Origin of the sequence: Marinospirillum insulare DSM 21763 (assembly GCF_000686905.1) — a bacterium.
Classification (GTDB): Bacteria; Pseudomonadota; Gammaproteobacteria; order Pseudomonadales; family Halomonadaceae; genus Marinospirillum; species Marinospirillum insulare.
Genome location: NZ_JMLW01000024.1, coordinates 14,971 through 36,620, shown reverse-complemented (window position 1 = coordinate 36,620; position 21,650 = coordinate 14,971). Strand labels below are relative to the sequence as shown.

Genomic DNA, 21,650 nt, shown 5'->3' with positions numbered 1-21,650 from the left:
GAGGCGTTAATATGTGGTTGGTCGATTCCCATTGTCATCTAGATATGCTCAAACTAGCTAAAACCTCTAGCGGTGAAGCAGCAGGCCTAGAAGGTGTATTAAATACCGCCAGACAAAGGGGTGTAAAACATTTTTTATGCATTAATGTTAATCCTTGGCATATACAGCAGCTACGCGATCTCACCGCACCTTTTCAAGACGTTAGCCTAACGCTAGGTTTGCATCCTCTGCATCAGCCAGAGCAACCCGTTACTACTGAGCAGCTAATTGAATGGGGGCAAGCTGAAGATATCGCTGCGCTAGGAGAAACAGGGCTAGATTACCATTACTCAGAGCAGTCAAAAGAAGTGCAGCTAGACTACTTTCAGCGCCACCTAGATGCTGCATTAGAAGTTAAAAAGCCAGTGATAGTACACACTCGAGAAGCCAGCGAAGATACCCTAGCACTACTTAAGCCCTTCAGTGAGCAGGGTGGGCAGGGCATCATTCACTGCTTTACCGAAAACCTAGATTTTGCCAGACAAGCCGTAGGTATGGGTTTTTATATCTCTTTCTCCGGCATAGTAACCTTTCATTCAGCTGATGCTTTAAGAGAAGTAGCCAAACAGATACCTCTAGACCGAATGCTAGTAGAAACCGATGCACCCTACCTGGCACCTGTACCCCACCGTGGAAAACAAAATGAACCCGGCTATGTGCGTGATGTAGCAGAGTTTATTGCCGAGTTAAGAGGCTTAGATACAGAGTTTTTAGCCCAACAAACCACGGAAAACTTCTTTCGTTTGTTTCCTAAACTGTTAGCAAAAGTAGCTAAACAAGAGGCTTTACTTGCTTGAATGGCAAAAGGTGTTTACTCTTGTGACTAAAACAACGATATGGGTCATATTTTTTGAGGGCAGGTTATGGCTGAGACACCGGTAGAAAAACAAGCGCGGCGAGTAAGGGATTTTAAGCAGCGTGAAGCACGCATACTGGCAATTGCACTCGACCTGTTCTTAGAGCTGGGTGAAGACAAGGTAACGGTGGAAATGATTGCCGAAAAAGTCAATATCGGCAAGGGCACTATTTACAAACACTTCAGCACTAAGGCAGAAATTTTCTTGCGCCTAATGTTAGATTACGAGCGCGAAATGGCTGAACTGTTTACCTTGCCAGAAATAGCTGAAAACAAAGAAGCTCTATCTAAAGCCTACTTTGAATTTCGTATGCAGCAGCCAGACAAATACTTGTTGTTTAATCGTTTAGAAGAAAAGTTGGTTAAAGCCAATGTCATTCCAGAAATGATCGAAGAGCTGCACCGTTTTCGTGCCAAAAACTTAGAAAGCCTCTCTGGTTTAATTACTGGGCGTATGGAAGAAGGCTTGTTAGAAGATGTACCGCCTTATTTTCATTACTGCGCTTCTTGGGCTTTTGTGCATGGTGCAGCCGTTTTATACCAATCGGAATTTTTTCAAGACGTCATTCAAGACAAAGAAGAGTTCTTTCGTTTTATGATGGATATAGGCGTGCGTCTAGGTAATCGTGGGCAAAGAGGGCGCAAGCACAAGCCAGACTCAACATCAGTCAAGCCTTAATATGTCTACCTCCAGCGTACTTCTACAACTTGCTTCAAAGATAAGCCTTAACCCCCATGAAAAAGGCCTGCCACCTATACATGAGTGGCAGCCAGAACAGGTTGTAGATATAGATTTAAGCATCGATCACCAAGGCCAGTGGTTTCATCAGGGCCAACCCTTTATTCGTACCGAGTTAGTTAGGTTATTTTCTACTCTCTTGCGTTTAGAAGAAGACGCTCATTATTACCTCATAACCCCAGTAGAAAAAGTGCTAGTCAAAGTAGCTGAAGTACCCTTTTTAATTGTGGCTGCCCAGCAAACCATACAAAAAGGCCAGCCAACCTTAATACTAGAAACCAACCTGAGCGATAGTTTTCAACTCAATGCAGACCATCCTTTACGCGTGGTAACTCAAGCCTCGGGTGAACCTCGCCCTTATGTTAGGGTGCGTGATCAATTAGAAGCACGAATTTTACCCCAAGTGTTTTACCAGCTAGTTGACCTTGCAGAAACACGTCAAGAAAACCAAAAAACCTGCCTTTATTTAACCTCTGCAAGTGCTGAATTTCAGCTAGGTTGTTTTGATTAATGTCAGAACTTTCGATACAAAAGCAACTTACCCAAGAACAGCAGGCGGTTATTACTCACCAGCAAGGCCATGCCAGAGTGAGGGCTGTAGCTGGCTCAGGTAAAACCACTACCCTAGTTGAAAGGGTTATTCATCTGCTACGTCAAGGCGTACCAGCTAAACGGTTATTAGTGGTTATGTATAACCGAGCAGCGCGTGAAGATTTTATGGGTAAACTAGAACGCCGTGCTCAACAAGTCAAAAGCTTAGAAGGCCTACAGCTACAACTACCCGATGTACGCACTTTTCATTCTTTAGGCCACCGACTTACACAAACCTTTGGTCGCTGGGGGCTACTAAAAAAACGTCAGCTACAACAAGAAGAGTGGATGGTTGACCGTTTAACCCGCCAAGCGCTAACCCATCTCGCTAATGAGCAGGGTGAAGAAAGCCAAGCTTGGCTTGAAGAAGATGCCTTAGATGCCTTTAAGAGTTTTTGTACCCTAGTTAAAAGTGGCTTAAGTGATGCAGTCGAAGTTTTTGAGGCCCTAGATACGACTCCCAACCAAAAACACTTCCCCCAGGCGTTTAATAAATTAGAAGAAGTGCTGGCTGAACAAAGATTGATGTTTTTTGATGACCTGCTCTGGCGACCCCTTAAATTACTCGCTAAACAGCCTGAGCTATTAAAGCGTTTGCAGGGCTTTTTAGACTATTTGATTGTTGATGAGTACCAAGATATAAACGAAGTACAGCAAGCATTAATTAAAGCCTTAGCAGGTAAAGCACAAGTCATGGTGGTAGGGGATATTGACCAGTGTATTTATGAGTGGCGGGGTGCACGCCCTGAATACATGTTGCGCCGCTTTCAGCAAGACTTTAATCAAGTAGAAGATTACCCTTTAACGCATACCTTTCGTTTTGGGCACAGCCTAGCCTTAGCAGCTAACCAAGCCATTATTCATAACCGTGAACGACCTAAACAAATAACGCTAGCAGCAAAAAATGCCCAGCCTACGGTTTTATCTCAAGGTCAGGGGAGTGGTTGGCTATTAGAAGAGTTGGCCAGTTGGCAGGCAAAACAAACAGAAGGCAAAGCAGCTATTTTAGTGCGTAGCTGGTCTCAAAGCTTAGATGTACAGTTAGAATTGCTTAAAAACCATCAGCCATTTCAACTAGCCAGGCAAGAGCACTTTATTTTTAACCGCCCACAAATACGCGGTTTATTAGCTTATGCACGCTTAGCATTAAACAGCCAAACAGGCCTAGTCATTAACTACCAGCATCCAGATGCTCAGCAAGATTTCTATCAGCTACTCAGTTTTCCTACACTTTATTTAACTGAACAAGAGCGTCAGGCTTTACTCCAGGGGCGAGTAGGGAATGAAGCAGCTTTAATGGCTGTAATTGACCGGCTACCCCAAGGAAAACGCAATCGGGTTAAAAATCGCTTAGATTTACTTAATAAACTAGCTAGTCACGCTAAACAGCTAAAACCTTTAGCTTTTATAAATTTTACCCTGCGCGAAACCGATGCCTTAGAAAAAATACGCAAAACAGCACCGAGTAAAGAAAGTGCCGAAGAAGCTCTAAGGCTAATAGAAGGTTTAAGACGCTACGCAGAAAAAAGTAGCATCCATGACTTAGGTGAATGGGTTAATCAATTAGAGTTAGCTCGCAAAGAAGGCGCAGCCAGCCAAGCTGCTAATCAGCAGGCAGCTCAGCAGCTAGTCATTTTAACAGTACATGCAGCTAAAGGCTTAGAGTGGGACTGGGTGGGCGTTTATGGGCTAAATGAAGGCGATTTCCCTTATACTTCTGGCTTTAGCCGTTTAACACCAGCCGATGAAGAAGCAGAAAGGCGGTTATTCTATGTTGCCATTACACGCGCTAAACATGCGTTAGTGCTGGCGCGCAGTGAAACATCGAATCAGCCCAGCCGCTTTTTAGAAGAAGCAGCGTTGAATGATGCCAAAAAAATAGCCGAAGTATTGAACCAGCCAGAAAACTTGCCAGCCTTAATCAAGGTACATCAACCAGAACTGTTACTCAGTTATTGGCAAGCAGTTAGTTCACTACCAGCACCCAAGCTGCTGAGTTATGAATTTACTGGTGAGCCCAGTTAAATTAGCTTTAGTGGGTGGAGCTAAGGCGCTTTAAATTGTCGCAAATAATTGCTGCTGCCACACCTACATTTAAAGACTCAGCCTCACCAAAGGCTGGAATAGTAATTTTACGTGTCACCTTTGCAGCTAAAGCCTGACTTATACCCTGAGCCTCACTACCCAATAAGATAACGCCGCTGCTAGGGCAGTTTTCTAAGTGGTGGATAGACTCACCCTCTAAATAAGCACCTAACACGGGTGTAGCGGCAGGAAGCTGGCTAAAAAAACTATCTAGGGGCTGGTAGCTAACGGCCACACGCAAAAAAGAACCTTTAGAGGCAGCAATAACCTTAGGGTTATACACTTCAGCTGTTGTTGTTGAGCAAACCACCTGCTGAATACCGTACCAATCTGCAATGCGTAATAAGCTACCTAAATTACCTGGGTCATTAACACCATCTAAAGCTAGTAACCAACTGTTTTGATCGATGGGAGGAGGGGTAGATTTTTCAGGCATTTTTACTACTGCCAAAGCAGCCGTGTTAGTCACCAAGGTGCTGACAGATGTCAGCTCCTCTACAGAACACTCAACTAACACAAGCTCAGACAACCTAATTAAGCTTTGATAAGTTGCAATAAACTCAGCTGTTGCATAAAGGTTGCAAACACACCAGTTAGAAGCCAATAACTCAGCGACTACCTTTTCACCTTCCACCAAAAACAACCCTTGTTCACGACGTGTTTTTTTACGGTGTAAAGCACGCAAGCTTTTGGCTTGATTTTTACTAAGCATGAGCAACCTTAAATGAAAGCAAGTAGCAAAGTAGTATAGCAAAACAAAAAATGACGCTAAGCTAACTAGGTTTTAGGTGGTTAACTCTTTACGAACCAGGGCAGCACCAGCACTTAAAGCGTTCAGCTTACCACGAGCAATATCACGCGCTAGGGGTGCCATACCACAGTTAGTTGCAGGGTAGAGTTTCTCTGCATCAACAAATTCAAGTGCTTTGCGTAGTGTAGCGGCTACTTCTTCAGGCGTTTCAACCTTGTTGGTAGCAACATCTATTGCGCCAACCATCACTTTTTTACCACGGATCAATTCAATTAAGTCCATAGGAACGTGAGAGTTTTGGCATTCTAGCGAAATAATATCTAGGCTAGATTTTTGTAGCTTAGGAAAAACTTCTTCGTATTGGCGCCATTCCGAGCCTAGGGTTTTTTTCCAATCGGTATTAGCTTTAATGCCATAGCCGTAACAAATATGCACGGCGGTTTCACATTTAAGCCCTTCTACAGCTCTTTCTAACGCAGCGATACCCCAGTCGTTGACTTCATCAAAAAATACGTTGAATGAAGGTTCATCGAACTGAATGATATCGACACCCGCTGCTTCTAGCTCTCTAGCTTCTTGGTTTAAGATGCCGGCAAATTCCCACGCGAGCTGTTCACGGCTTTTGTAATGTGCATCGTAAAGGGTGTCAACCATGGTCATAGGGCCAGGTAAAGCCCACTTAATGGGTTGTTTAGTGTTTTGGCGTAAAAACTTAGCGTCTTCAACAAAAACTGCTTTAGGGCGACTCACTGCACCAACCACGGTTGGAACACTGGCTTCGTAACGATCACGAATTTTTACTGTTTCACGCTTTTCAAAGTCCACGCCATCTAGGTGTTCTATAAAGGTGGTTACAAAGTGTTGACGGGTTTGCTCGCCATCGCTAACAATATCAATGCCTGCCTGTTGTTGTTCTTGCAGCCACACACGCAAAGCATCTTGCTTGCCTTCAATTAGCTGTTCTCCTTCTAACCGCCAAGGCGACCAAATGGTTTCTGGTTCAGCCAACCAAGAAGGTTTAGGTAGGCTGCCAGCGGTAGAAGTGGGGAGTAGTAGGCTCATAATAAATTCCAAGTTAAATAGGGTTAATTAAAAAGTTAAAATTACAGTGGGTTAGTTTAAGCTGCGTAGCTAGCCGACCATTGCTCAAGCAGGTTTTGGTAAGGCTTAATAAAATGCTCTTGGGTAAATTTCCCTTGTTGTATGGCTAGCTGACTACGTTCTTCACGATCATAAACTATATGGGTTGAAGAGAAGTCTAGGTTTTTTAAGCTGGGCTGGTAAATTTTTCCTGCCGTAGCGTTAGCGTTGTATATTTCTGGACGGTAAATTTTTTGGAAAGACTCCATGGTGCTAATGGTGCTAACCAATTCAAGGTTAGTGTAGTCGTTCAGCAAATCGCCAAAAAAGTAAAAAGCTAAGGGTGCCGTGCTATTAGGGGGCATAAAGTAACGAACATCTAACCCCATTTTTTTGAAATAAGCTTCAGTTAAAGAGGTTTCGTTAGGCTGGTACTCAATACCTAGCACTGGGTGCTGATTCTCAATTTGATGATAAGTTTTGTTGTCTGAAACACTAAGGCAAATAACTGGCGGCTTACTAAAATTTTGTTGGTAAGTTTTTGAATTTACAAAGTATTTAAACAGTTTACCATGCAAGTCGCCAAAGTCATCAGGCACGCTAAATTGAGGCTGATCTTTATTATGGTCTAATAGTAAAACGCTAAAATCATAGTCGCGTACATAAGAAGAAAAGTTATTACCAACCAGACCTTCTATACGCTTATTAGTGGCGTGATCAACAATGTTGGTTTTAAGAACTTCAATTGCAGGAAAGCTAGCTGCCTTCTCAGCCTGTGAGCCTTGTGTGGCAACCTGCATATCTACCGAAATAATTTCTAACTCAACCGAATAACGGTCACCTTTAGGGTTATCCCAATGGGCTAGAGCGTTAAAACGCTTGTTGATCATATTTAAAGTATTGCGTAAGTTTTGTTCGCGGCTTTCACCCCTAGCTAGGTTTGCAAAATTAGTGGTTGCTCTTGTGTTGTCTGAAGGGCGATAGTCTTCATTAAAATCTAGGCTTTTAATAGTAAAAATAAAATCGTTACTCATAATCTTCTGGTATCCAATCAAGGGTTTATGTATTAAAAAGTTACTCTCAAGGTCTTTAGTAGGTCTCACTTGCCTAGGGCAGAGAATGGATACATTTATACGCTGTTATCGACATGAATAAAATTGATCTTATTTCAGCTTTTGCGTGAGGTTTTCTCATGATGCTGGCTTGGCTGTTTATTTGAGGCCATTTTAAGCCAAGGTTTTCAGGCAAAGCTTGCTTGTTAAGAGCTGATGCCTAGGGTTCTTGAGTTGCTTTGCCAGTCCAGTTGAGTATAGTGCTGAAAGGAATAGACATTGCTATACAACATCTGCGGAGCTACTAGCATGCTAAAAGTGAATGAGTATTTTAATGGTCAAGTGAAGTCGATTGCTTTAACTAACAGTGAAGGCTCTTTAACTATGGGTGTTATGGAGGTGGGTGAATATGAATTTTCGACCACTCAAGATGAGGAGATGTCTGTAGTGTCGGGTAGTTTACAAGTATTGTTACCTGGTGACCCTGCCTTGCGCACTTTTCATAAAGGCCAAAGCTTTAACGTGCCTGCCAAGAGTAGTTTTCAAGTAAAGGTAGAAGAGCAGAGTGCTTACCTTTGCCGTTATATGGATTAATCTCTAATTAGAAATAACAAAAAGGAGGCCGAGGCCTCCTTTTCTTTTGCCTGTTAAAAACAGGGCTAACAAGCCAAGTTACATATTAGGATAGTTAGGACCGCCGCCACCTTCAGGTGTAACCCAAGTAATGTTTTGGGCTGGGTCTTTAATATCGCAAGTTTTACAGTGAACACAGTTAGAAAAGTTGATTTGGAACTTGGGCTTGCCCGGTTCATCTTCAACCACTTCATATACGCCAGCAGGACAGTAGCGCTGTGCAGGTTCATCATACTTAGGCAGGTTATCCCGGATAGGTAAGTCTGGGTCTGCTAGTCGTAAATGCACTGGCTGGTCTTCCTCATGTACTGCACTTGATAAGTACACAGAGGAGAGCTTGTCGAAGCTAAGTACACCGTCTGGCTTAGGATAATCAATTTTTTCACACTCGCTAGCTGGCTTCATCATGGCGTAGTCAGGCGTAGTATCGTGAAGTGTGATGGGCATTTTTCCACCAAAAATATTTTGGTCGATATAGTTAAACGCACCACCCAAGAAAGTACCGTACTTATGCATGGCAGGGCCAAAGTTGCGGCAGCTTTTCAGTTCAGCATTTGCCCAGCTAGCTTCCCATTTTTCGGTATAGCTGGTTAGTTCTTTGCCACCTTCATCGCCTGCTTTTATTGCTTCAAATACACTTTCAGCTGCAACCATGCCAGATTTCATGGCGGTATGAACGCCTTTAATTTTGGCAAAGTTTAGCGTACCAGCATCACAACCAATGAGTAGGCCACCTGGGAAGGTCATTTTAGGCAGGCAGTTATAGCCCCCTTTGGTAATTGCGCGAGCACCGTAAGAAATACGCTTACCACCTTCTAAGTATTGTTTTAGAACAGGGTGGTGCTTCATACGTTGAAATTCATCAAAGGGTGACAAGTAGGGGTTGGAATAAGATAGGTCGACAATTAGACCCACTTCTACTTGGTTGTCTTGGTCGTGGTACAAGAAAAAACCACCGCCTGTATCTTTAGGTAGTGGCCAGCCTGAACCGTGTACTACTAGGCCGGGCTGATGTTTAGCTGGGTCAATTTCCCATAACTCTTTGATGCCTATGCCGTAATGCTGCGCATCTTTGCCTTCAGACAGCTTATAGTTAGCAATTAACTGTTTACCTAAATGGCCATGTACACCTTCTGCAAAAAGCGTGTATTTAGCTCTTAGCTCCATGCCCGGGGTGAAGCTGTCTTTTTGCTGACCGTCGGCACCTATACCCATATCACCAGTAATAACGCCTTGAACTTCGCCTTGTTCACCATAAATAATGCTGGCAGCAGGGAAACCAGGGAAGACGTTAACATCTAATTCTTCTGCCTGTTCACCTAACCAACGGGTTAAGTTACCCAAGCTTATAATGTAGTTACCATCGTTGTGCATGGTTTTAGGCACTGCAAAATTAGGCAGCTTAGATGCTTTGGTTTCGCTACGGAAGAGAAAAACCTGATCTTCGGTTACTTGTGTTTTAAGCGGCGCACCTTTTTCTTTCCAGTCTGGAATGAGCTCATTTAGTGCACGTGGCTCAATAACTGCGCCCGATAAAATGTGTGCACCTACCTCAGAACCTTTTTCAACAACACATACCTCTAGCTCTTGGCCCGCTTCGTTGGCTTGTTGCTTTAGACGAATGGCTGCTGAAAGGCCAGCAACACCCGCACCTACTATTAGTACATCAAAATCCATAGAATCGCGTTCCATAGCTTGTCTCCTCAGGCTTGTTATCTTTTTTACACTCGGATAGAGTGTATTTAAAACGGTCGTTTGCTTTTGGTCAATAGCTGGCTAAAATAAAGACTTTAACTAACACCTATCTTAAGTAATTTAAGTGTAAAGTGTAGGCGGTAAAGTTAAGTGCTAGCAGGGTAACCTTTAAAGCGCACAGTATAGTCATAAATATGTGACTCGTCAGTTTAAGGTGAAGTTTGACTGAAAGCATCATTGCAGTCATTATTTACTTGTTATGTAACTAGCTAGGTCAGTATAGTAAGTCAAAATTTTTAGGTGATAGCCCAATGCTGGGTTGTCTGTTCTGTTCAACCACTAGAAAACGGAGAATCTATGAAGGTTCTTGTCGCTGTCAAACGTGTCGTTGATTACAACGTCAAAGTTCGTGTTAAAGCGGACCAGTCAGATGTCGATCTGACCAATGTTAAAATGTCTATGAACCCTTTTTGTGAAATTGCTGTAGAAGAAGCAGTTCGCTTAAAAGAAAAGGGCATAGCGACAGAGGTCATTGCAGTTTCTATTGGGCCAAAAAATGCTCAAGAACAACTGCGTACTGCTATGGCATTAGGTGCTGATCGCGGTATTTTGGTAGAAACAGACGAGCAGCTAGGCTCTTTAGCTGTTGCAAAAATTTTAGCCAAAATTGCAGAAGAAGAACAACCACAAGTTATTCTAATGGGTAAACAGTCCATAGATACGGATAACAACCAAACCACGCAAATGCTTGCTGCATTAGCTGGCTTCTCTCAGGGTGCTTTTGCTGCTGAGCTAACGGTTGAAGATGGCAAAGCTACGGTTGCCCGTGAAATAGACGGTGGTATGCAAACCATTCAAATTAACTTGCCAGCGGTTATTAGTGCAGATCTACGTTTGAATGAGCCACGCTACGCTAAGCTTCCAGACATTATGAAAGCTAAGAAAAAGCCAATGGATACCAAAACGCCAGCTGATTATGGTGTAGAGACTGCTTCTAAAGTGAAAACTCTAAAAGTAGAGCCGCCTGCAGAGCGTTCTGCGGGTATTAAAGTGGGCAGCGTAGATGAGCTGGTTGATAAACTGAAAAACGAAGCGAAGGTGGTCTAATGAGCATTTTAGTAATTGCTGATCATCATAATTCTGATCTAATTCCCGTAACTGCAAACGTAGTAGCTGCCGCTAAAGCCATTGGTGGTGACATTCACCTCTTGGTGGCTGGTGCAGATTGTCAAGCTGCTGCAGAAGCTGGTGCTAAGCTAGATGGCGTCAGTAAAGTACTCGTTGCAGACAATGCTGCTTATGCTAACCAGTTAGCAGAAAATACCGCTGCACTGGTTGCAACGCTGGGCAAGAACTACACCCACATTTTAACGGGCGCAACTGGCAATGGTAAAAACTTTATGCCACGCATTGCTGCTTTGTTAGATGTAGAACAAATCTCTGAAATTATTTCAGTAGAAAGCGCTGACACTTTCAAGCGTCCTATCTATGCAGGTAACGCCATAGCTACTGTGCAAAGTGAAGATGCCATTAAGGTGATCACGGTGCGTGGTACTTCCTTTGATGCGGTTGCCGATACAGGCTCTGCCAGCGTTGAAGCTATTTCAGAAGTGACCGATGCAGGCCTATCTAGCTTTGTAGGTGAAGAGCTAGCTGCTTCAGACCGTCCAGAGCTCACCGCTGCTAAAGTGGTTGTATCAGGTGGTCGTGGTGTAGGTAGTGCAGATAAATTCGACATTATCTACAAGCTAGCTGACAAACTCGGTGGTGCTGTGGGTGCAACCCGTGCAGCCGTTGATGCTGGCTATGTCGCTAATGACTTGCAGGTTGGTCAAACCGGTAAGATAGTAGCACCACAGCTTTACATTGCTGCTGGTATCTCGGGTGCTATTCAGCACTTAGCGGGTATGAAAGACTCTAAAGTCATTGTTGCTATCAATAAAGACGAAGAAGCACCTATCTTCCAAGTCGCTGACTATGGTCTGGTTGCTGATTTGTTTGACGCTGTACCAGAACTTGAAGGTAAGCTGTAAGTTTATTACTTTAGCTACTGAGTAATTGCTGTAAACTAAAAGACCAGCCCTAACCGGCTGGTCTTTCTTTTTTCTAATTTATTTTTCTAATTTTTTTAGGTACTCACTTGACCAGCTCTTTGACCACTTCCGCTTTTGCTTCCCTAAGCTTACAAACTGAACTTTTAGCTAACCTAGCAACCCTGGGTTATAACGAAATGACCGAAATTCAGTCGGCTGCTTTACCCAAAATATTGGCTGGGCAAGATGTTATAGCCCAAGCTAAAACTGGCTCGGGTAAAACGGCGGCTTTTGGTTTAGGTTTGTTGCAAAAGTTAGAGGTTGAACGCTTTAGAATTCAAACCCTAGTGCTTTGTCCAACGCGTGAATTAGCCGATCAAGTGGCTGTAGAAATTCGTCGTTTAGCGCGTGCTATGCACAATGTTAAAGTGTTAACCCTCTGTGGTGGACAACCCTTTGGCCCGCAAGCGCATTCCTTAGAACATGGCGCACACATTATTGTGGGTACGCCAGGACGTATTGATGATCACTTAAATAAAGGTAATTTAAACCTAGAAAACGTCAAGATGCTGGTACTTGATGAAGCCGACCGTATGCTCGATATGGGCTTTCAAGAAGTGTTAGATGCCATTGTTGAACAATTACCCCAACAGCGCCAAACCTTGTTATTTAGTGCAACCTTTCCAGAAAAAATTACCAGTTTAGCTGGGCGCTTATTAACAGACCCAGAGCAAATAACAGTAGAGGCCAATCATACTGCTAACAGTATTAAGCAGCATTTTTACAAGTTAAATAGTGAAGCTGAGCGCTTTACTGCTTTACGTTTGCTGTTACTGCACTATGCACCTGAATCAAGCGTTATTTTTTGTACCACCCGCAAAGAAACTCAAGACCTAGCCGATGGTTTAAGCCAATTAGGTTTTAGTGCCCAAGCCTTGCATGGCGATATGGAACAAAAAGACCGTGATCAAACCTTGGTTCAGTTTGCCAATAAAAGTATTAGCATTTTAGTAGCGACTGATGTTGCTGCACGTGGTTTAGATATTGCTGCTTTAGATATGGTGTTTAACTACCAGCTATCGCTTGACCCAGAGGTGCATGTGCACCGTGTAGGTCGTACAGGTAGAGCAGGGGAGCAGGGCATTGCTTGTACACTTTACAGCGCTGCCGAGGAGTTCCGTTTAGCCGCTTTGGCAGACTATTTACAGCAAAGCCTAGAAACAGAAGCCTTGCCTGATGAAAAGGCCTTACAAAAGCAGCCTAAGCCAGCATTAATGCAAACCCTATTGATTGATGGTGGTAAAAAAGACAAGCTACGTCCAACGGATATTCTAGGTGCATTAACCGCTAAACAGCAGCTGGCAGGAGCGCAAATAGGCAAGATTAACGTCACAGCTAGACGCACTTTTGTAGCAGTAGAGCGTAAAATTGCTAAACAAGCTTTACAGTTAATTAGTGAAGGTAAGCTTAAAGGGCGTAGTTTTCGTGCCCGTTTACTTTAACCTAGCCTGCTTAGTTTAGCTTTCTAGCTCTTTACTCCAAACACTCGACTGGTTTCGGCCTTGGTGTTTGGAGTGATAAAGCGCTTGGTCAGCTCTTTCTAACCATAAGTTAAAACTGTCTAGGTCAGTGGTAAAATCACATATACCAAGACTTACGGTAACGCTCAATTCTAAATCTTCATGCTGAACGACTAAAGACTGAATTTTTGTTCTTAACCGTTCAGCCACTTCAAAAGCACCTTCAACACCTGTATCAGGTAGCAGTAATACAAACTCTTCACCACCATAACGACCAGCAAAGTCTGTATCTCTGGCGGTTTCTTTTAAGCATTGAGCAACAGCTTTTATGACTTGATCACCTGCTAGGTGGCCGTGGGTGTCATTCACAGGCTTGAAGTGGTCAATATCAAAAATAATTAAGCTAGATTCTACCTTGCCTAGTTCACTGGCTCGTTTGCTGCGCCTAAATTCTTGCTGCAAACACTCTTCCCAAAAACCACGGTTATTTAAGCCTGTTAAGCGGTCGGTGCGGCTAAGTTTTTCTAGCTGAATATTGGCATCTTCAAGCTGCAATTTATTAGTAACACTTTCTGTCACATCATAAACCAGTAAGCACACCTGACTTACTTTGCGGCTAGGGTCGAGCAAGGGCATGAAAGTGATATTTTGATACATGCGTTCTGAATGCCCAGTTAAGGGGCGGTAGCTTTTAAAAGGAAACAAGTGTGGGCGTTGCTCCCAAGTGGAATAAGCAGGGCTGCCAAGTTTAAAAACCGATTCAACCTTACGTTCTATCCAGGTTCTGGGTAGGTTAGGAAAAACACTGAAGATTTCTTTATCAATTAAATGTTTATTAGTAATTCCACTGTGGTTTTCCATAAACCCATTCCAGAGTTTAATGCGGTAATCACGCTCTAAAATAACGAGGCCAACGTCTACTGTTTGCAGCATTTGCAGCATCCAGTAAAAGTCAGCAATTTCGGGTGGTTGTTGTTCTGGCTTATTCATTTAAGCATCCCATGCGTTCTGTTAAAGCGGGTAAAGAGTCTTCAGTAAAAACCAGTAGTAAATCACATTGAATGTTTTTATCAGGTAATTGGTAGTCTAAATCTATTGCTAAAACCTGTTGTTGCTGATTATCGCCTAATAGCTTGTGTAGCTCAGTATGTTGTCCTAATAACGTAGGGTGACCAAGACTAAACTGTACGTCTAATTGTTGTGAAATACCTTTTAGGCAAGCACCAGCGAGCAAACCAGCTAGGTCGGTTAAAATTTCTAGCTCACCTGCTTGTAAATCTTGTTGCCCCGTAGGTATTAGTTTAGCTAGAACAGGTAGGTTGTCTGTGCTGACAATAACGATGGCTTCGCCTGCAATACCTGAGCCAATAAAACCTTGCGAAACACCCGAGTAGGTAAGTGCTTGACGAGTGCTAATTAAGCTAGGTAAGAGTTGATAAGGCTGCAAATGCACTTTGGGTATGGGTAGGTGAACAAAGGTGCCTAATAGGTCGCCTAGCTGTTTGCCTGCTTGCCCCATAGCCACATTAACCACTTCTTGCACTAGGTCGGTTAAATCAGGCTGTTGGTCATCAAAACGGGCTAACTCAGCAGTACTTTGTGGTTGGCTATTACTAATAATGCCGTAATTCAATAATATTTGAGTGACTAACTCTGGGTTAATGGGTTTGTTAATAAAGTCTAAAGCACCCAAAGCCATAACTCGCTTTTTGGCTTCGGGTTGAATATCACCTGATACCACCAACACCAAACTAGATAAATCTTCACGGCGGATAGTTTCTAAGGTTTCATAACCATCCATGATTGGCATATTTAGGTCTAAAAATAATAGATCACCCTTGCCTTGTTTAATGGCTTCTATTGCCTCTTGTCCATTAGTGGCAAAAGTAAGGCTTATATCCCAACCACCGGGTAATGACTTAGCTAGCTGTTTACGAGCTAGCGCCGAGTCATCACAAATTACTACCGGTAAAGTCATAGCTGCAATACCTTATTATTTTTAATTAATCAGCTTCTAGGCTTAACCAAGTGGCTTTTATTTCAGTGTATTTATCAAAGGCATGTAAAGATTTATCTCGCCCGTTGCCTGATTGCTTATAACCACCAAAGGGTGCGGTCATATCACCGCCATCATAGTTATTAATCCATACACTACCAGCCCTTAAGGCTTTAGCCGTTTTATGGGCTTTGTTTAGGTCAGCTGTCCAAACCGCAGCGGCTAAACCGTAAATCGTGTCATTGGCTTGAGTAACAGCATCTTGCATAGAATCAAAGGTTAGCACGCTTAATACTGGGCCAAAAATTTCTTCAGCAGCAATTTGCATAGTGTTTTCAGCTTCAGTAAAAATGGTTGGTTGAACATAACAGCCACCTGTTTCTTGAAAAGCTTGTTGACCACCAAAAGCTAAGTTAGCACCTTCTTGTTGACCTTTTTCAATATAGCCCAAAACTTTGCTTAACTGTTGCTTATCAACAATCGCGCCATTTAATGTTTTTGGGTCTAAAGGATGGCCTGGCTGCCACTTAACTAAGGCTTGTTTTACTAAAGCCACAAACTCATCTTTAATGCTGGCTTCCACTAATAAGCGTGTACCTGCGGTGCAAACCTGTCCCATATTAAAGGCAATACCTTGGGCAGCGGCTTGGGCGGCTTTTTCTAAATTGGGTGCATCGGCAAAAACAATGTTAGGGCTTTTACCACCAGCTTCTAACCAAACCCGCTTCATGTTGGATTCACCCGCATATACCATGAGTTGCTTAGCCACAGCGGTAGAGCCAGTAAAGGCGAGGGTATCGACATCCATATGTAAGGCTAAGGCTTTACCTACTTTAGAGCCTAGGCCTGGCAGTACGTTAAAAACACCATCAGGAATACCCGCTTCTTTGGCTAAGCCTGCTACACGCAAGGCAGTTAAAGGTGATTTTTCTGAGGGTTTTAAAATAACTGAATTACCCATGGCTAAGGCTGGCGCGAATTTCCAGCTGGCCATGAGTAACGGAAAATTCCAAGGCACAATATTGACTACCACCCCAACAGCTTCTCGGGTAATCATGCCAATTTTATCAACTGAAGTAGGAGCTAGTTCACCGTACACCTTGTCTATCGCTTCGGCTGTCCAGCTGATTGTGCGAGCTGCGCCGCTGATATCTACACTACTAGAAAAACGTATAGGTTTACCCATATCTAGGGTTTCTAGTAAAGCTAATTCATCACGGTTTTGGGTGATTAAGTCAGCGAATTTTTGCAGAATTTGTTTACGCTTGGCAGGCGGTAAGTCACGCCATACGCCCGACTCAAAAGCAGCCCTAGCCGCCTTAACCGCTTTATCTGCATCTGCTACATCGCAGCTAGCTACTTGGGTTAAGGTTTTACCATCGACAGGGCTAATGCAATCAAAAGTTTCACCACTGGCAGCATTTAGGTATTCGCCATTAATATAAGCTTGGTGAGGAAAAGTAAGGTTGGCGGCAAGTTTTTCCCAGTCTTCACGGGTTGGATGTTTCTTTTTATTCATTTTGGCCTCATTGAACTGTTTTTAATGCTTTCTGCTGAGTAGTGAGTGGCATAAACTCTAGTAATAAATAGCCTAGCGTTAATGCTACTTTAAAAAAACTACTTTTGTTACATGATTTTTTAGAACTCTTAAAGGAAGTAAAACCTTCATGTTGGAATCCGTGCAAGTTTGGGTTAATGACTTTTCAGTTTCTCATGAAATTGTACGTCTATTATTCAGTACCCTCGTTTTAGTTACCTCTATGCTGGTATTGCGTGCATTAGGTAATCGCCTTATTCGTCGTAGTGTAAAGTCGAACGAGTTGCGTCGTAAGTGGCTGGTGCAGTCACGCAACGGTTTATTGTTATTAACTCTGCTAGGCGTGTTTATGATCTGGGGTGAAGAGTTGCGTACCCTAGCGCTTTCTATAGTGGCTATAGCTGTGGCTTTTGTGGTAGCTACTAAAGAGTTAATCATGTGTATTACAGGAAGCCTGCTAAAAACAGGTGCACGCTCTTTTGATATAGGCGACCGTATTCAAGTAAAGGACTTTAGAGGGGATGTAATAGATCAAAACCTGCTTGCTACTACTATTTTAGAGGTGGGGCCAGGCAAACTCACTCATCAGCGTACTGGGCGGATGATAGTATTACCCAACTCGCTCTTTGTTTCAGAACCGGTGGTTAATGAAAGCTTTACCCATGACTATGTTCTCCATGCTTTTACAGTGCCTTTTATGCGTGAAGACAATTGGCGAGCCGCCCAGCAAGCTCTATTAGCAGCAGCAACCAAACATTGTGCTTATAATTTGGAAAGCATACGCCGCCACATGCAAAAGGTAGCGACTCAGCGTGGTTTAGAAGTGCCGACAGTTGATCCTAGGGTTAGTTTACAGTTTCCTGATGCAGAAGAAGTACATTTGATTGTGCGTGTACCTGCTAAGACCTCCCAAAAAAGCTTTATAGAGCAGTCGATTTTAACGGAAGTCTTTGCTGAGAAAGATTATTTGCCTGCAGAAAAACTAGCCCAAGATGCGTTACAATCTTAATGCAAATTTTTACTACTTAAATAGAGGCTTGTATGAGAGTTTTTTTACCTTTGTTGCTTATTCAAAGCATATTTTTAGTAGCCTGTGGAAGCAGCTCTTTAACCAGTGAAATGCCCGCAAAAGTTTATAGCTATCAATGTGAAAGTGGGGAAGTGATAGAGGCAAGCTACCCTTCTACCGAGCTAGCTATTATTGAATACAAGGGCAAGCAGCATCAAATGAGTATTAGTGTAGCTGCTAGTGGTTCACGTTACGTAAATAATGACTTGGTTTGGTGGACTAAAGGGCAGGGGAAAGGTGTAGCTGGAACTCTTTTCTTACATCAAAACAACCAGACAGGTGACCTTCTAGAAACCTGTATAACTGAGTGATTGAGTCGTGTCTTTACCCTGCCTCTACTCTTTTCGCCGCTGCCCTTATGCTATGCGTGCCCGGTTAGGTATTTTATTTGCTGAGCTTAAAGTTGAGCTGCGAGAAGTTGTCTTAAAAAATAAGCCAGAACACCTGCTAGCGATTAGCCCTAAGGGTACAGTGCCTGTTTTAGTGTTAAACCAAAAAACCAAAAAAGCAGCTGCTGAATTAGACGTTATTGAAGAAAGCAAAGAAATACTGGAATGGGCGCTAGAGCAAAGTGACCCACAAGGTTTACTAAAAGTTGACTTAGCCACTGCTAATCAACTGATTGAGATAAATGATCAAGAATTTAAGCCTTGGCTAGACCGTTATAAATATGCTGACCGTTATCCAGAGCTAACCCAGCTAGATTACCGAAAAAAAGGCGAGCTATTCTTACAGCAGCTAGAAAATTTGTTAGCTAAGCAAAGCTACTTGCTAGGCGCTAGTCCTAGTATTGCTGACTTAGGCATTATGCCTTTTGTACGCCAGTTTGCTCATGTTGACAGGGAGGTGTTTTACAGCTTGCCTTACCCTAAGCTACAAACCTGGCTAAAAGACTGGTTAGAGCATCCGTTATTTCAGCTTGCTATGGTTAAAATTCAACCCTGGCAGGAAGGTGATACACCCTTAATATTTCCAAGGCCATTGAAATAAATGAACCTAAAGCTAGTAGAAGCCGACTACCTTAACCCACAACACCAACAAGTCATCCCTTTTTTGCTAAATGCTTATGCTATGGACCCTATGGGCGGAGGAGAGGCTTTAGACAAAGATGTCTATGATCAGCTAGTGCCTAGTTTAGCCAAGCTTCCCCATGCCTTGAGCATACTAGCTTATCTAGATGATCAACCTGTAGGCTTAGCTAATTGCTTTGAAGCCTTTTCAACCTTTGCCTGCAAGCCCCTGATTAATATTCACGACCTTTGTGTTCTTAAAGAGTATCGAGGTTTAGGAATTAGTTTAAAACTACTCAGAAAGGTTGAAGAGCTGGCTTTAGCTAGGGGCTGCTGCAAAATTACCCTAGAAGTGCTAAGTGATAACTTGGTAGCTAAATCAGCTTATCAAAAGTTTGGCTTCGCTGGTTATGCGTTAGATCCAAGCACAGGCAGTGCCGTTTTTTGGCAAAAGAAATTAAGTGATTAATCAGTTTTCTAACCCTCTACTTGAGTGATTTTCTATGGCCGCCAAGCCAACTATTTATAAACTAAACCTTGCTATCTCAGAAGCTAGTTTTGTTGAACGTACCATGAATTGGTCGCTGAGTATCAGTGGTGATACGGTTTATGTGGCGGCAGGTGAGCAAGAGTGTGAGCTAGTGGTTACTGAGCTAGTTTAATTTTTTAAAATGAATAATTAACTGGAAAACAAATGAAAGCACTGCTTGAGGGGTATCTATTCATTTAGAGGTAGGTGTCTTCCTATTACTTGGTATTTAAGTTAGCAAAACTAAGGGCTAGTATTGTTTCTAGTTGTAAAATCTCCTAAAGCCTAATTAATGAGGAGTATTTACTATGGATAAGCAATCCTTCCCTATAGTTTATTCTTGTTCTGGCTGTTCACAGGTAGCCCAGTTAGCTAACCGTGTAGCTGTGTACCTTGATAGAAACCAGCTAGCAGAAATGTCCTGTATTGCCGGCATAGGCGGTAGGGTAAAACCCTTAAGGCGTCTAGCACGTTCTGGTCGGCCTATTTTAGTGATTGATGGTTGCCCTTTAAGGTGCGCGCAACGCAGTCTAAATACGATTGATGTGACTGAAGATCATTATATTTTACTATCAGAGGAAGGCCTAAAAAAACATTGTGATGAAGAATATGGCGATGAGCTCTATCCAATTGTTGAAAAAGTTAAGCAAGATTTTTTAGATAAACTCATCCCTTTAAAAAGCATATAAAATTTTTAACTCTGGATTTAAGGCTAGCGATTTTGGAGCTAGCTATTGATTTTTCAGTCTTTTTTGACTGAGGTCTTGCCAAGGCTGGTTGCTCTTGATACTATGCTGCTCGCAATCAGGCAGTAATAGGTTGCAGTTTTTAGTAAGTTTTGTGGTGGCCCTTATTGGTCCTCTCGCAACACGAAGTCACGAACCCCGCCAGGCCCGGAAGGGAGCAACGGTAGTGATGGAGTTGTGTGCCGGGATGTGGCTGGTAGGGGCCATCTCCATTTCAGGACGAGCATTTAAGTTTTAAAGAACTAAAAAACTCCGCTGTCTAAACCCGCCGCAACAGTTAATCCTAGCTCTTCAACGTCTTCTAAAAAGCTTTCTTGCCATTCACCTTTAAGGGTTAGCGGCTCTTGCACCCAATTCCAGCGTAAGCCTGTCACTATGCTTTCTACAGCGCGACGTGTGCCTGTACCATCTAACCCTGCTCGTATATACAGAGCACAGGGTAAACCTTGCTTCTTTTCAAGCACTGGGTAATAGCAGCGATCAAAAAAATCTTTTAACGCACCGCTCATGTAGCCTAGGTTTTCTGTAGTACCTAAAATAATCGCATCGGCAGCTAACACATCTTCAGGCGTGGCTTCTAAAGGTGCTACCCAACGGCTGGTTACCTTGTCTAAATCTGGGTGTTGTGTGCCTTTCAAAAGTGCTTCAACTAAAGCTTGCGTATTAGGTGAGGGGGCATGGGCAACAATTAATAGTTCTTTGTTAGGCATTAATTCATCTCCTTTAAATGCGCGTGTTCGTAGTAGAATAACAGCAATCAATTATTTTTTTAGTGTGGGTTTTAGTTAAAAATAGGAAAGCGAATGAAAATTTGGGTCGATGCCGATGCTTGCCCGGGTGTGCTGCGAGAAATTTTATTTAAAGCCGCAGAGCGAGTAAAAATCCCATTAATTATGGTAGCTAACCAGCCTTCGCGTGTGCCTGCTAATTCTGAGTGGGTGAGTGCTATTCAGGTGATGCAAGGTTTTGATGTAGCCGATGATGAAATAGTGCGTAGAGTAGAAGCTGGTGATTTAGTGATTACCAGCGACATTCCTTTAGCAGCTGAAGTGATTGAAAAAGGTGGCTTGGCGCTGAATGCCAGAGGCGAGCTTTACACTTTAGATACGATTAAGGCACGGCTGAATATGCGTGATTTTATGGATACGATGCGTTCTAGTGGTGTTCAAACTGGAGGACCAGCAGCGCTAAGTCAGGCAGATAGGCGCGAGTTCTCTAATCAGTTAGATAGAATTTTAACCCGTTATCAGCGCCAAAATAAATAAATGTAGATATAAGTTGACTTAACCTTGGAATAGGCGCAATCTAGCGCTCGTTGGTTGCAAGGTAGTAATTAAAGTTTAGACAGTACTGTGATCGAAGTTTAGCTATAAGTTTTCGGTAACCCCAGTCCTAGATTAGGCCTATCTTAATTCCCGCAACATTGAACCTGGGAAATTTCTCCTACAAGTTCTTAATCTAATTTTTTATAAGGTATTATCGAAATGGCTAACGGCACAGTAAAATGGTTTAACGACACTAAAGGTTTTGGTTTTATTACTCCTGATGATGGCGGCGACGACCTATTTGCTCACTTCTCTGAAATTCAATCTTCAGGCTTCAAGTCTCTAGCAGAAAATCAGAAAGTTTCCTTTGATGTGACCACTGGTCCTAAAGGCAAGCAAGCTGCGAACATCCAAGTTATCTAAT

24 protein-coding genes and 1 other RNA gene are annotated in these 21,650 nt (G+C 42.9%); 17 read left to right on the top strand and 8 right to left on the bottom strand.

All coding sequences use genetic code 11. The features are described from left to right. Positions 1 to 11 precede the first annotated feature (11 nt). The 4 genes from BP27_RS0110400 to BP27_RS15965 all read left to right on the top strand — a co-directional run bounded on the left by BP27_RS0110400 (position 12) and on the right by BP27_RS15965 (position 4,250). Positions 12 to 836 carry a TatD family hydrolase gene (locus BP27_RS0110400; protein WP_027851501.1) on the top strand — a complete coding sequence of 275 codons (825 nt, stop codon included), beginning with the start codon at positions 12 to 14 and terminating at the stop codon, positions 834 to 836. Positions 837 to 902: 66 nt separating this feature from the next. After that, a complete protein-coding gene (locus BP27_RS0110395) occupies positions 903 to 1,574 on the top strand; it encodes a TetR/AcrR family transcriptional regulator (RefSeq protein WP_027851500.1) in 672 nt (223 codons plus the stop codon). A 1-nt stretch (position 1,575) separates the two neighbouring features. Next, positions 1,576 to 2,145, top strand: a complete 570-nt coding sequence (locus BP27_RS0110390) for a DUF1285 domain-containing protein (RefSeq protein ID WP_027851499.1) — start codon at positions 1,576 to 1,578, stop codon at positions 2,143 to 2,145. Beyond that, a complete protein-coding gene (locus BP27_RS15965) occupies positions 2,145 to 4,250 on the top strand; it encodes an ATP-dependent helicase (RefSeq protein WP_051610509.1) in 2,106 nt (701 codons plus the stop codon). The genes BP27_RS0110390 and BP27_RS15965 overlap by 1 nt, the downstream gene beginning before the upstream one ends. A 7-nt stretch (positions 4,251 to 4,257) precedes the next feature. Here BP27_RS15965 and BP27_RS0110380 read toward each other — a convergent pair whose 3' ends face one another. The 3 genes from BP27_RS0110380 to BP27_RS0110370 form a co-directional block, all read right to left on the bottom strand. Next, a complete protein-coding gene (locus BP27_RS0110380) occupies positions 4,258 to 5,022 on the bottom strand; it encodes a TrmH family RNA methyltransferase (protein WP_027851498.1) in 765 nt (254 codons plus the stop codon). A gap of 72 nt (positions 5,023 to 5,094) precedes the next feature. Next, positions 5,095 to 6,123 (bottom strand): methionine synthase, encoded by a 1,029-nt coding sequence (locus BP27_RS0110375; RefSeq protein WP_027851497.1) that lies wholly within the window; start codon positions 6,121 to 6,123, stop codon positions 5,095 to 5,097. Between the two features lie 56 nt (positions 6,124 to 6,179). Continuing rightward, complete coding sequence (locus BP27_RS0110370) at positions 6,180 to 7,175, bottom strand: DUF1852 domain-containing protein (protein ID WP_027851496.1); 996 nt, start codon at positions 7,173 to 7,175, stop codon at positions 6,180 to 6,182. Between the two features lie 327 nt (positions 7,176 to 7,502). Between BP27_RS0110370 and ppnP the strand changes: the two genes are divergently transcribed. Next, on the top strand, positions 7,503 to 7,787 hold the full coding sequence (gene ppnP / locus BP27_RS0110365) for a pyrimidine/purine nucleoside phosphorylase (RefSeq protein ID WP_027851495.1): 285 nt from the start codon (positions 7,503 to 7,505) through the stop codon (positions 7,785 to 7,787). A 78-nt stretch (positions 7,788 to 7,865) separates the two neighbouring features. Here ppnP and BP27_RS0110360 read toward each other — a convergent pair whose 3' ends face one another. Beyond that, positions 7,866 to 9,518 carry an electron transfer flavoprotein-ubiquinone oxidoreductase gene (locus tag BP27_RS0110360; RefSeq protein ID WP_027851494.1) on the bottom strand — a complete coding sequence of 551 codons (1,653 nt, stop codon included), beginning with the start codon at positions 9,516 to 9,518 and terminating at the stop codon, positions 7,866 to 7,868. A 360-nt stretch (positions 9,519 to 9,878) separates the two neighbouring features. Between BP27_RS0110360 and BP27_RS0110355 the strand changes: the two genes are divergently transcribed. From BP27_RS0110355 to dbpA, 3 genes are all read left to right on the top strand, one after another. Continuing rightward, positions 9,879 to 10,628 carry an electron transfer flavoprotein subunit beta/FixA family protein gene (locus BP27_RS0110355; RefSeq protein WP_027851493.1) on the top strand — a complete coding sequence of 250 codons (750 nt, stop codon included), beginning with the start codon at positions 9,879 to 9,881 and terminating at the stop codon, positions 10,626 to 10,628. Beyond that, positions 10,628 to 11,554, top strand: coding sequence for an electron transfer flavoprotein subunit alpha/FixB family protein (locus BP27_RS0110350; protein ID WP_027851492.1), 927 nt, complete (start codon positions 10,628 to 10,630; stop codon positions 11,552 to 11,554). The genes BP27_RS0110355 and BP27_RS0110350 overlap by 1 nt, the downstream gene beginning before the upstream one ends. 107 nt (positions 11,555 to 11,661) lie before the next feature. Continuing rightward, entirely contained in the window at positions 11,662 to 13,056 is a 1,395-nt protein-coding gene (gene dbpA, locus BP27_RS0110345; RefSeq protein WP_245597838.1) for an ATP-dependent RNA helicase DbpA, read from the top strand. A gap of 15 nt (positions 13,057 to 13,071) precedes the next feature. Here the strand turns inward: dbpA and BP27_RS0110340 are convergent, their stop codons facing one another. The 3 genes from BP27_RS0110340 to BP27_RS0110330 are packed head-to-tail and all read right to left on the bottom strand — an operon-like array spanning position 13,072 to position 16,589. Further along, positions 13,072 to 14,064 carry a sensor domain-containing diguanylate cyclase gene (locus BP27_RS0110340; RefSeq protein WP_036240053.1) on the bottom strand — a complete coding sequence of 331 codons (993 nt, stop codon included), beginning with the start codon at positions 14,062 to 14,064 and terminating at the stop codon, positions 13,072 to 13,074. Next, positions 14,057 to 15,052, bottom strand: coding sequence for a response regulator (locus tag BP27_RS0110335; RefSeq protein ID WP_027851489.1), 996 nt, complete (start codon positions 15,050 to 15,052; stop codon positions 14,057 to 14,059). Before BP27_RS0110335 ends, BP27_RS0110340 begins: the two co-directional genes overlap by 8 nt. Positions 15,053 to 15,077: 25 nt before the next feature. Next, on the bottom strand, positions 15,078 to 16,589 hold the full coding sequence (locus BP27_RS0110330) for an aldehyde dehydrogenase (protein ID WP_027851488.1): 1,512 nt from the start codon (positions 16,587 to 16,589) through the stop codon (positions 15,078 to 15,080). A gap of 148 nt (positions 16,590 to 16,737) precedes the next feature. Between BP27_RS0110330 and BP27_RS0110325 the strand changes: the two genes are divergently transcribed. From BP27_RS0110325 to ffs, 7 genes are all read left to right on the top strand, one after another. Next, positions 16,738 to 17,616, top strand: coding sequence for a mechanosensitive ion channel domain-containing protein (locus BP27_RS0110325; RefSeq protein ID WP_027851487.1), 879 nt, complete (start codon positions 16,738 to 16,740; stop codon positions 17,614 to 17,616). Between the two features lie 32 nt (positions 17,617 to 17,648). Further along, entirely contained in the window at positions 17,649 to 17,987 is a 339-nt protein-coding gene (locus BP27_RS0110320) for an MliC family protein (protein WP_027851486.1), read from the top strand. Between the two features lie 7 nt (positions 17,988 to 17,994). Next, positions 17,995 to 18,666, top strand: coding sequence for a glutathione S-transferase (locus BP27_RS0110315; RefSeq protein ID WP_027851485.1), 672 nt, complete (start codon positions 17,995 to 17,997; stop codon positions 18,664 to 18,666). Then, positions 18,667 to 19,155 (top strand): GNAT family N-acetyltransferase, encoded by a 489-nt coding sequence (locus tag BP27_RS0110310; RefSeq protein ID WP_027851484.1) that lies wholly within the window; start codon positions 18,667 to 18,669, stop codon positions 19,153 to 19,155. A gap of 34 nt (positions 19,156 to 19,189) precedes the next feature. Further along, positions 19,190 to 19,348 (top strand): YaeQ family protein, encoded by a 159-nt coding sequence (locus tag BP27_RS17135; protein WP_150112051.1) that lies wholly within the window; start codon positions 19,190 to 19,192, stop codon positions 19,346 to 19,348. A 175-nt stretch (positions 19,349 to 19,523) separates the two neighbouring features. Further along, positions 19,524 to 19,904, top strand: coding sequence for a putative zinc-binding protein (locus BP27_RS0110300; protein WP_027851483.1), 381 nt, complete (start codon positions 19,524 to 19,526; stop codon positions 19,902 to 19,904). 162 nt (positions 19,905 to 20,066) lie between these two features. Then, an RNA gene (gene ffs, locus BP27_RS16990) (signal recognition particle sRNA small type) lies at positions 20,067 to 20,163 on the top strand. Positions 20,164 to 20,203: 40 nt separating this feature from the next. Here the strand turns inward: ffs and BP27_RS0110295 are convergent. Continuing rightward, entirely contained in the window at positions 20,204 to 20,671 is a 468-nt protein-coding gene (locus tag BP27_RS0110295; RefSeq protein ID WP_027851482.1) for a flavodoxin family protein, read from the bottom strand. 93 nt (positions 20,672 to 20,764) lie between these two features. Between BP27_RS0110295 and BP27_RS0110290 the strand changes: the two genes are divergently transcribed. Continuing rightward, positions 20,765 to 21,226, top strand: coding sequence for a YaiI/YqxD family protein (locus BP27_RS0110290; protein WP_027851481.1), 462 nt, complete (start codon positions 20,765 to 20,767; stop codon positions 21,224 to 21,226). A 219-nt stretch (positions 21,227 to 21,445) separates the two neighbouring features. After that, positions 21,446 to 21,649: a cold-shock protein gene (locus BP27_RS0110285; RefSeq protein WP_027848657.1), complete on the top strand. Its 204-nt coding sequence runs from the start codon at positions 21,446 to 21,448 to the stop codon at positions 21,647 to 21,649. The last annotated feature ends 1 nt before the right edge of the window (position 21,650 follow it).

Coding starts and splice junctions, on each gene's coding strand:
- BP27_RS0110400 (WP_027851501.1), top strand. CDS start 12: ATGTGGTTGGTCGATTCCCATTGTCATCTAGATATGCTCAAACTAGCT.
- BP27_RS0110395 (WP_027851500.1), top strand. CDS start 903: ATGGCTGAGACACCGGTAGAAAAACAAGCGCGGCGAGTAAGGGATTTT.
- BP27_RS0110390 (WP_027851499.1), top strand. CDS start 1,576: ATGTCTACCTCCAGCGTACTTCTACAACTTGCTTCAAAGATAAGCCTT.
- BP27_RS15965 (WP_051610509.1), top strand. CDS start 2,145: ATGTCAGAACTTTCGATACAAAAGCAACTTACCCAAGAACAGCAGGCG.
- BP27_RS0110380 (WP_027851498.1), bottom strand. CDS start 5,022: ATGCTTAGTAAAAATCAAGCCAAAAGCTTGCGTGCTTTACACCGTAAA.
- BP27_RS0110375 (WP_027851497.1), bottom strand. CDS start 6,123: ATGAGCCTACTACTCCCCACTTCTACCGCTGGCAGCCTACCTAAACCT.
- BP27_RS0110370 (WP_027851496.1), bottom strand. CDS start 7,175: ATGAGTAACGATTTTATTTTTACTATTAAAAGCCTAGATTTTAATGAA.
- ppnP (WP_027851495.1), top strand. CDS start 7,503: ATGCTAAAAGTGAATGAGTATTTTAATGGTCAAGTGAAGTCGATTGCT.
- BP27_RS0110360 (WP_027851494.1), bottom strand. CDS start 9,518: ATGGAACGCGATTCTATGGATTTTGATGTACTAATAGTAGGTGCGGGT.
- BP27_RS0110355 (WP_027851493.1), top strand. CDS start 9,879: ATGAAGGTTCTTGTCGCTGTCAAACGTGTCGTTGATTACAACGTCAAA.
- BP27_RS0110350 (WP_027851492.1), top strand. CDS start 10,628: ATGAGCATTTTAGTAATTGCTGATCATCATAATTCTGATCTAATTCCC.
- BP27_RS0110340 (WP_036240053.1), bottom strand. CDS start 14,064: ATGAATAAGCCAGAACAACAACCACCCGAAATTGCTGACTTTTACTGG.
- BP27_RS0110335 (WP_027851489.1), bottom strand. CDS start 15,052: ATGACTTTACCGGTAGTAATTTGTGATGACTCGGCGCTAGCTCGTAAA.
- BP27_RS0110330 (WP_027851488.1), bottom strand. CDS start 16,589: ATGAATAAAAAGAAACATCCAACCCGTGAAGACTGGGAAAAACTTGCC.
- BP27_RS0110325 (WP_027851487.1), top strand. CDS start 16,738: ATGTTGGAATCCGTGCAAGTTTGGGTTAATGACTTTTCAGTTTCTCAT.
- BP27_RS0110320 (WP_027851486.1), top strand. CDS start 17,649: ATGAGAGTTTTTTTACCTTTGTTGCTTATTCAAAGCATATTTTTAGTA.
- BP27_RS0110310 (WP_027851484.1), top strand. CDS start 18,667: ATGAACCTAAAGCTAGTAGAAGCCGACTACCTTAACCCACAACACCAA.
- BP27_RS17135 (WP_150112051.1), top strand. CDS start 19,190: ATGGCCGCCAAGCCAACTATTTATAAACTAAACCTTGCTATCTCAGAA.
- BP27_RS0110300 (WP_027851483.1), top strand. CDS start 19,524: ATGGATAAGCAATCCTTCCCTATAGTTTATTCTTGTTCTGGCTGTTCA.
- BP27_RS0110295 (WP_027851482.1), bottom strand. CDS start 20,671: ATGCCTAACAAAGAACTATTAATTGTTGCCCATGCCCCCTCACCTAAT.
- BP27_RS0110290 (WP_027851481.1), top strand. CDS start 20,765: ATGAAAATTTGGGTCGATGCCGATGCTTGCCCGGGTGTGCTGCGAGAA.
- BP27_RS0110285 (WP_027848657.1), top strand. CDS start 21,446: ATGGCTAACGGCACAGTAAAATGGTTTAACGACACTAAAGGTTTTGGT.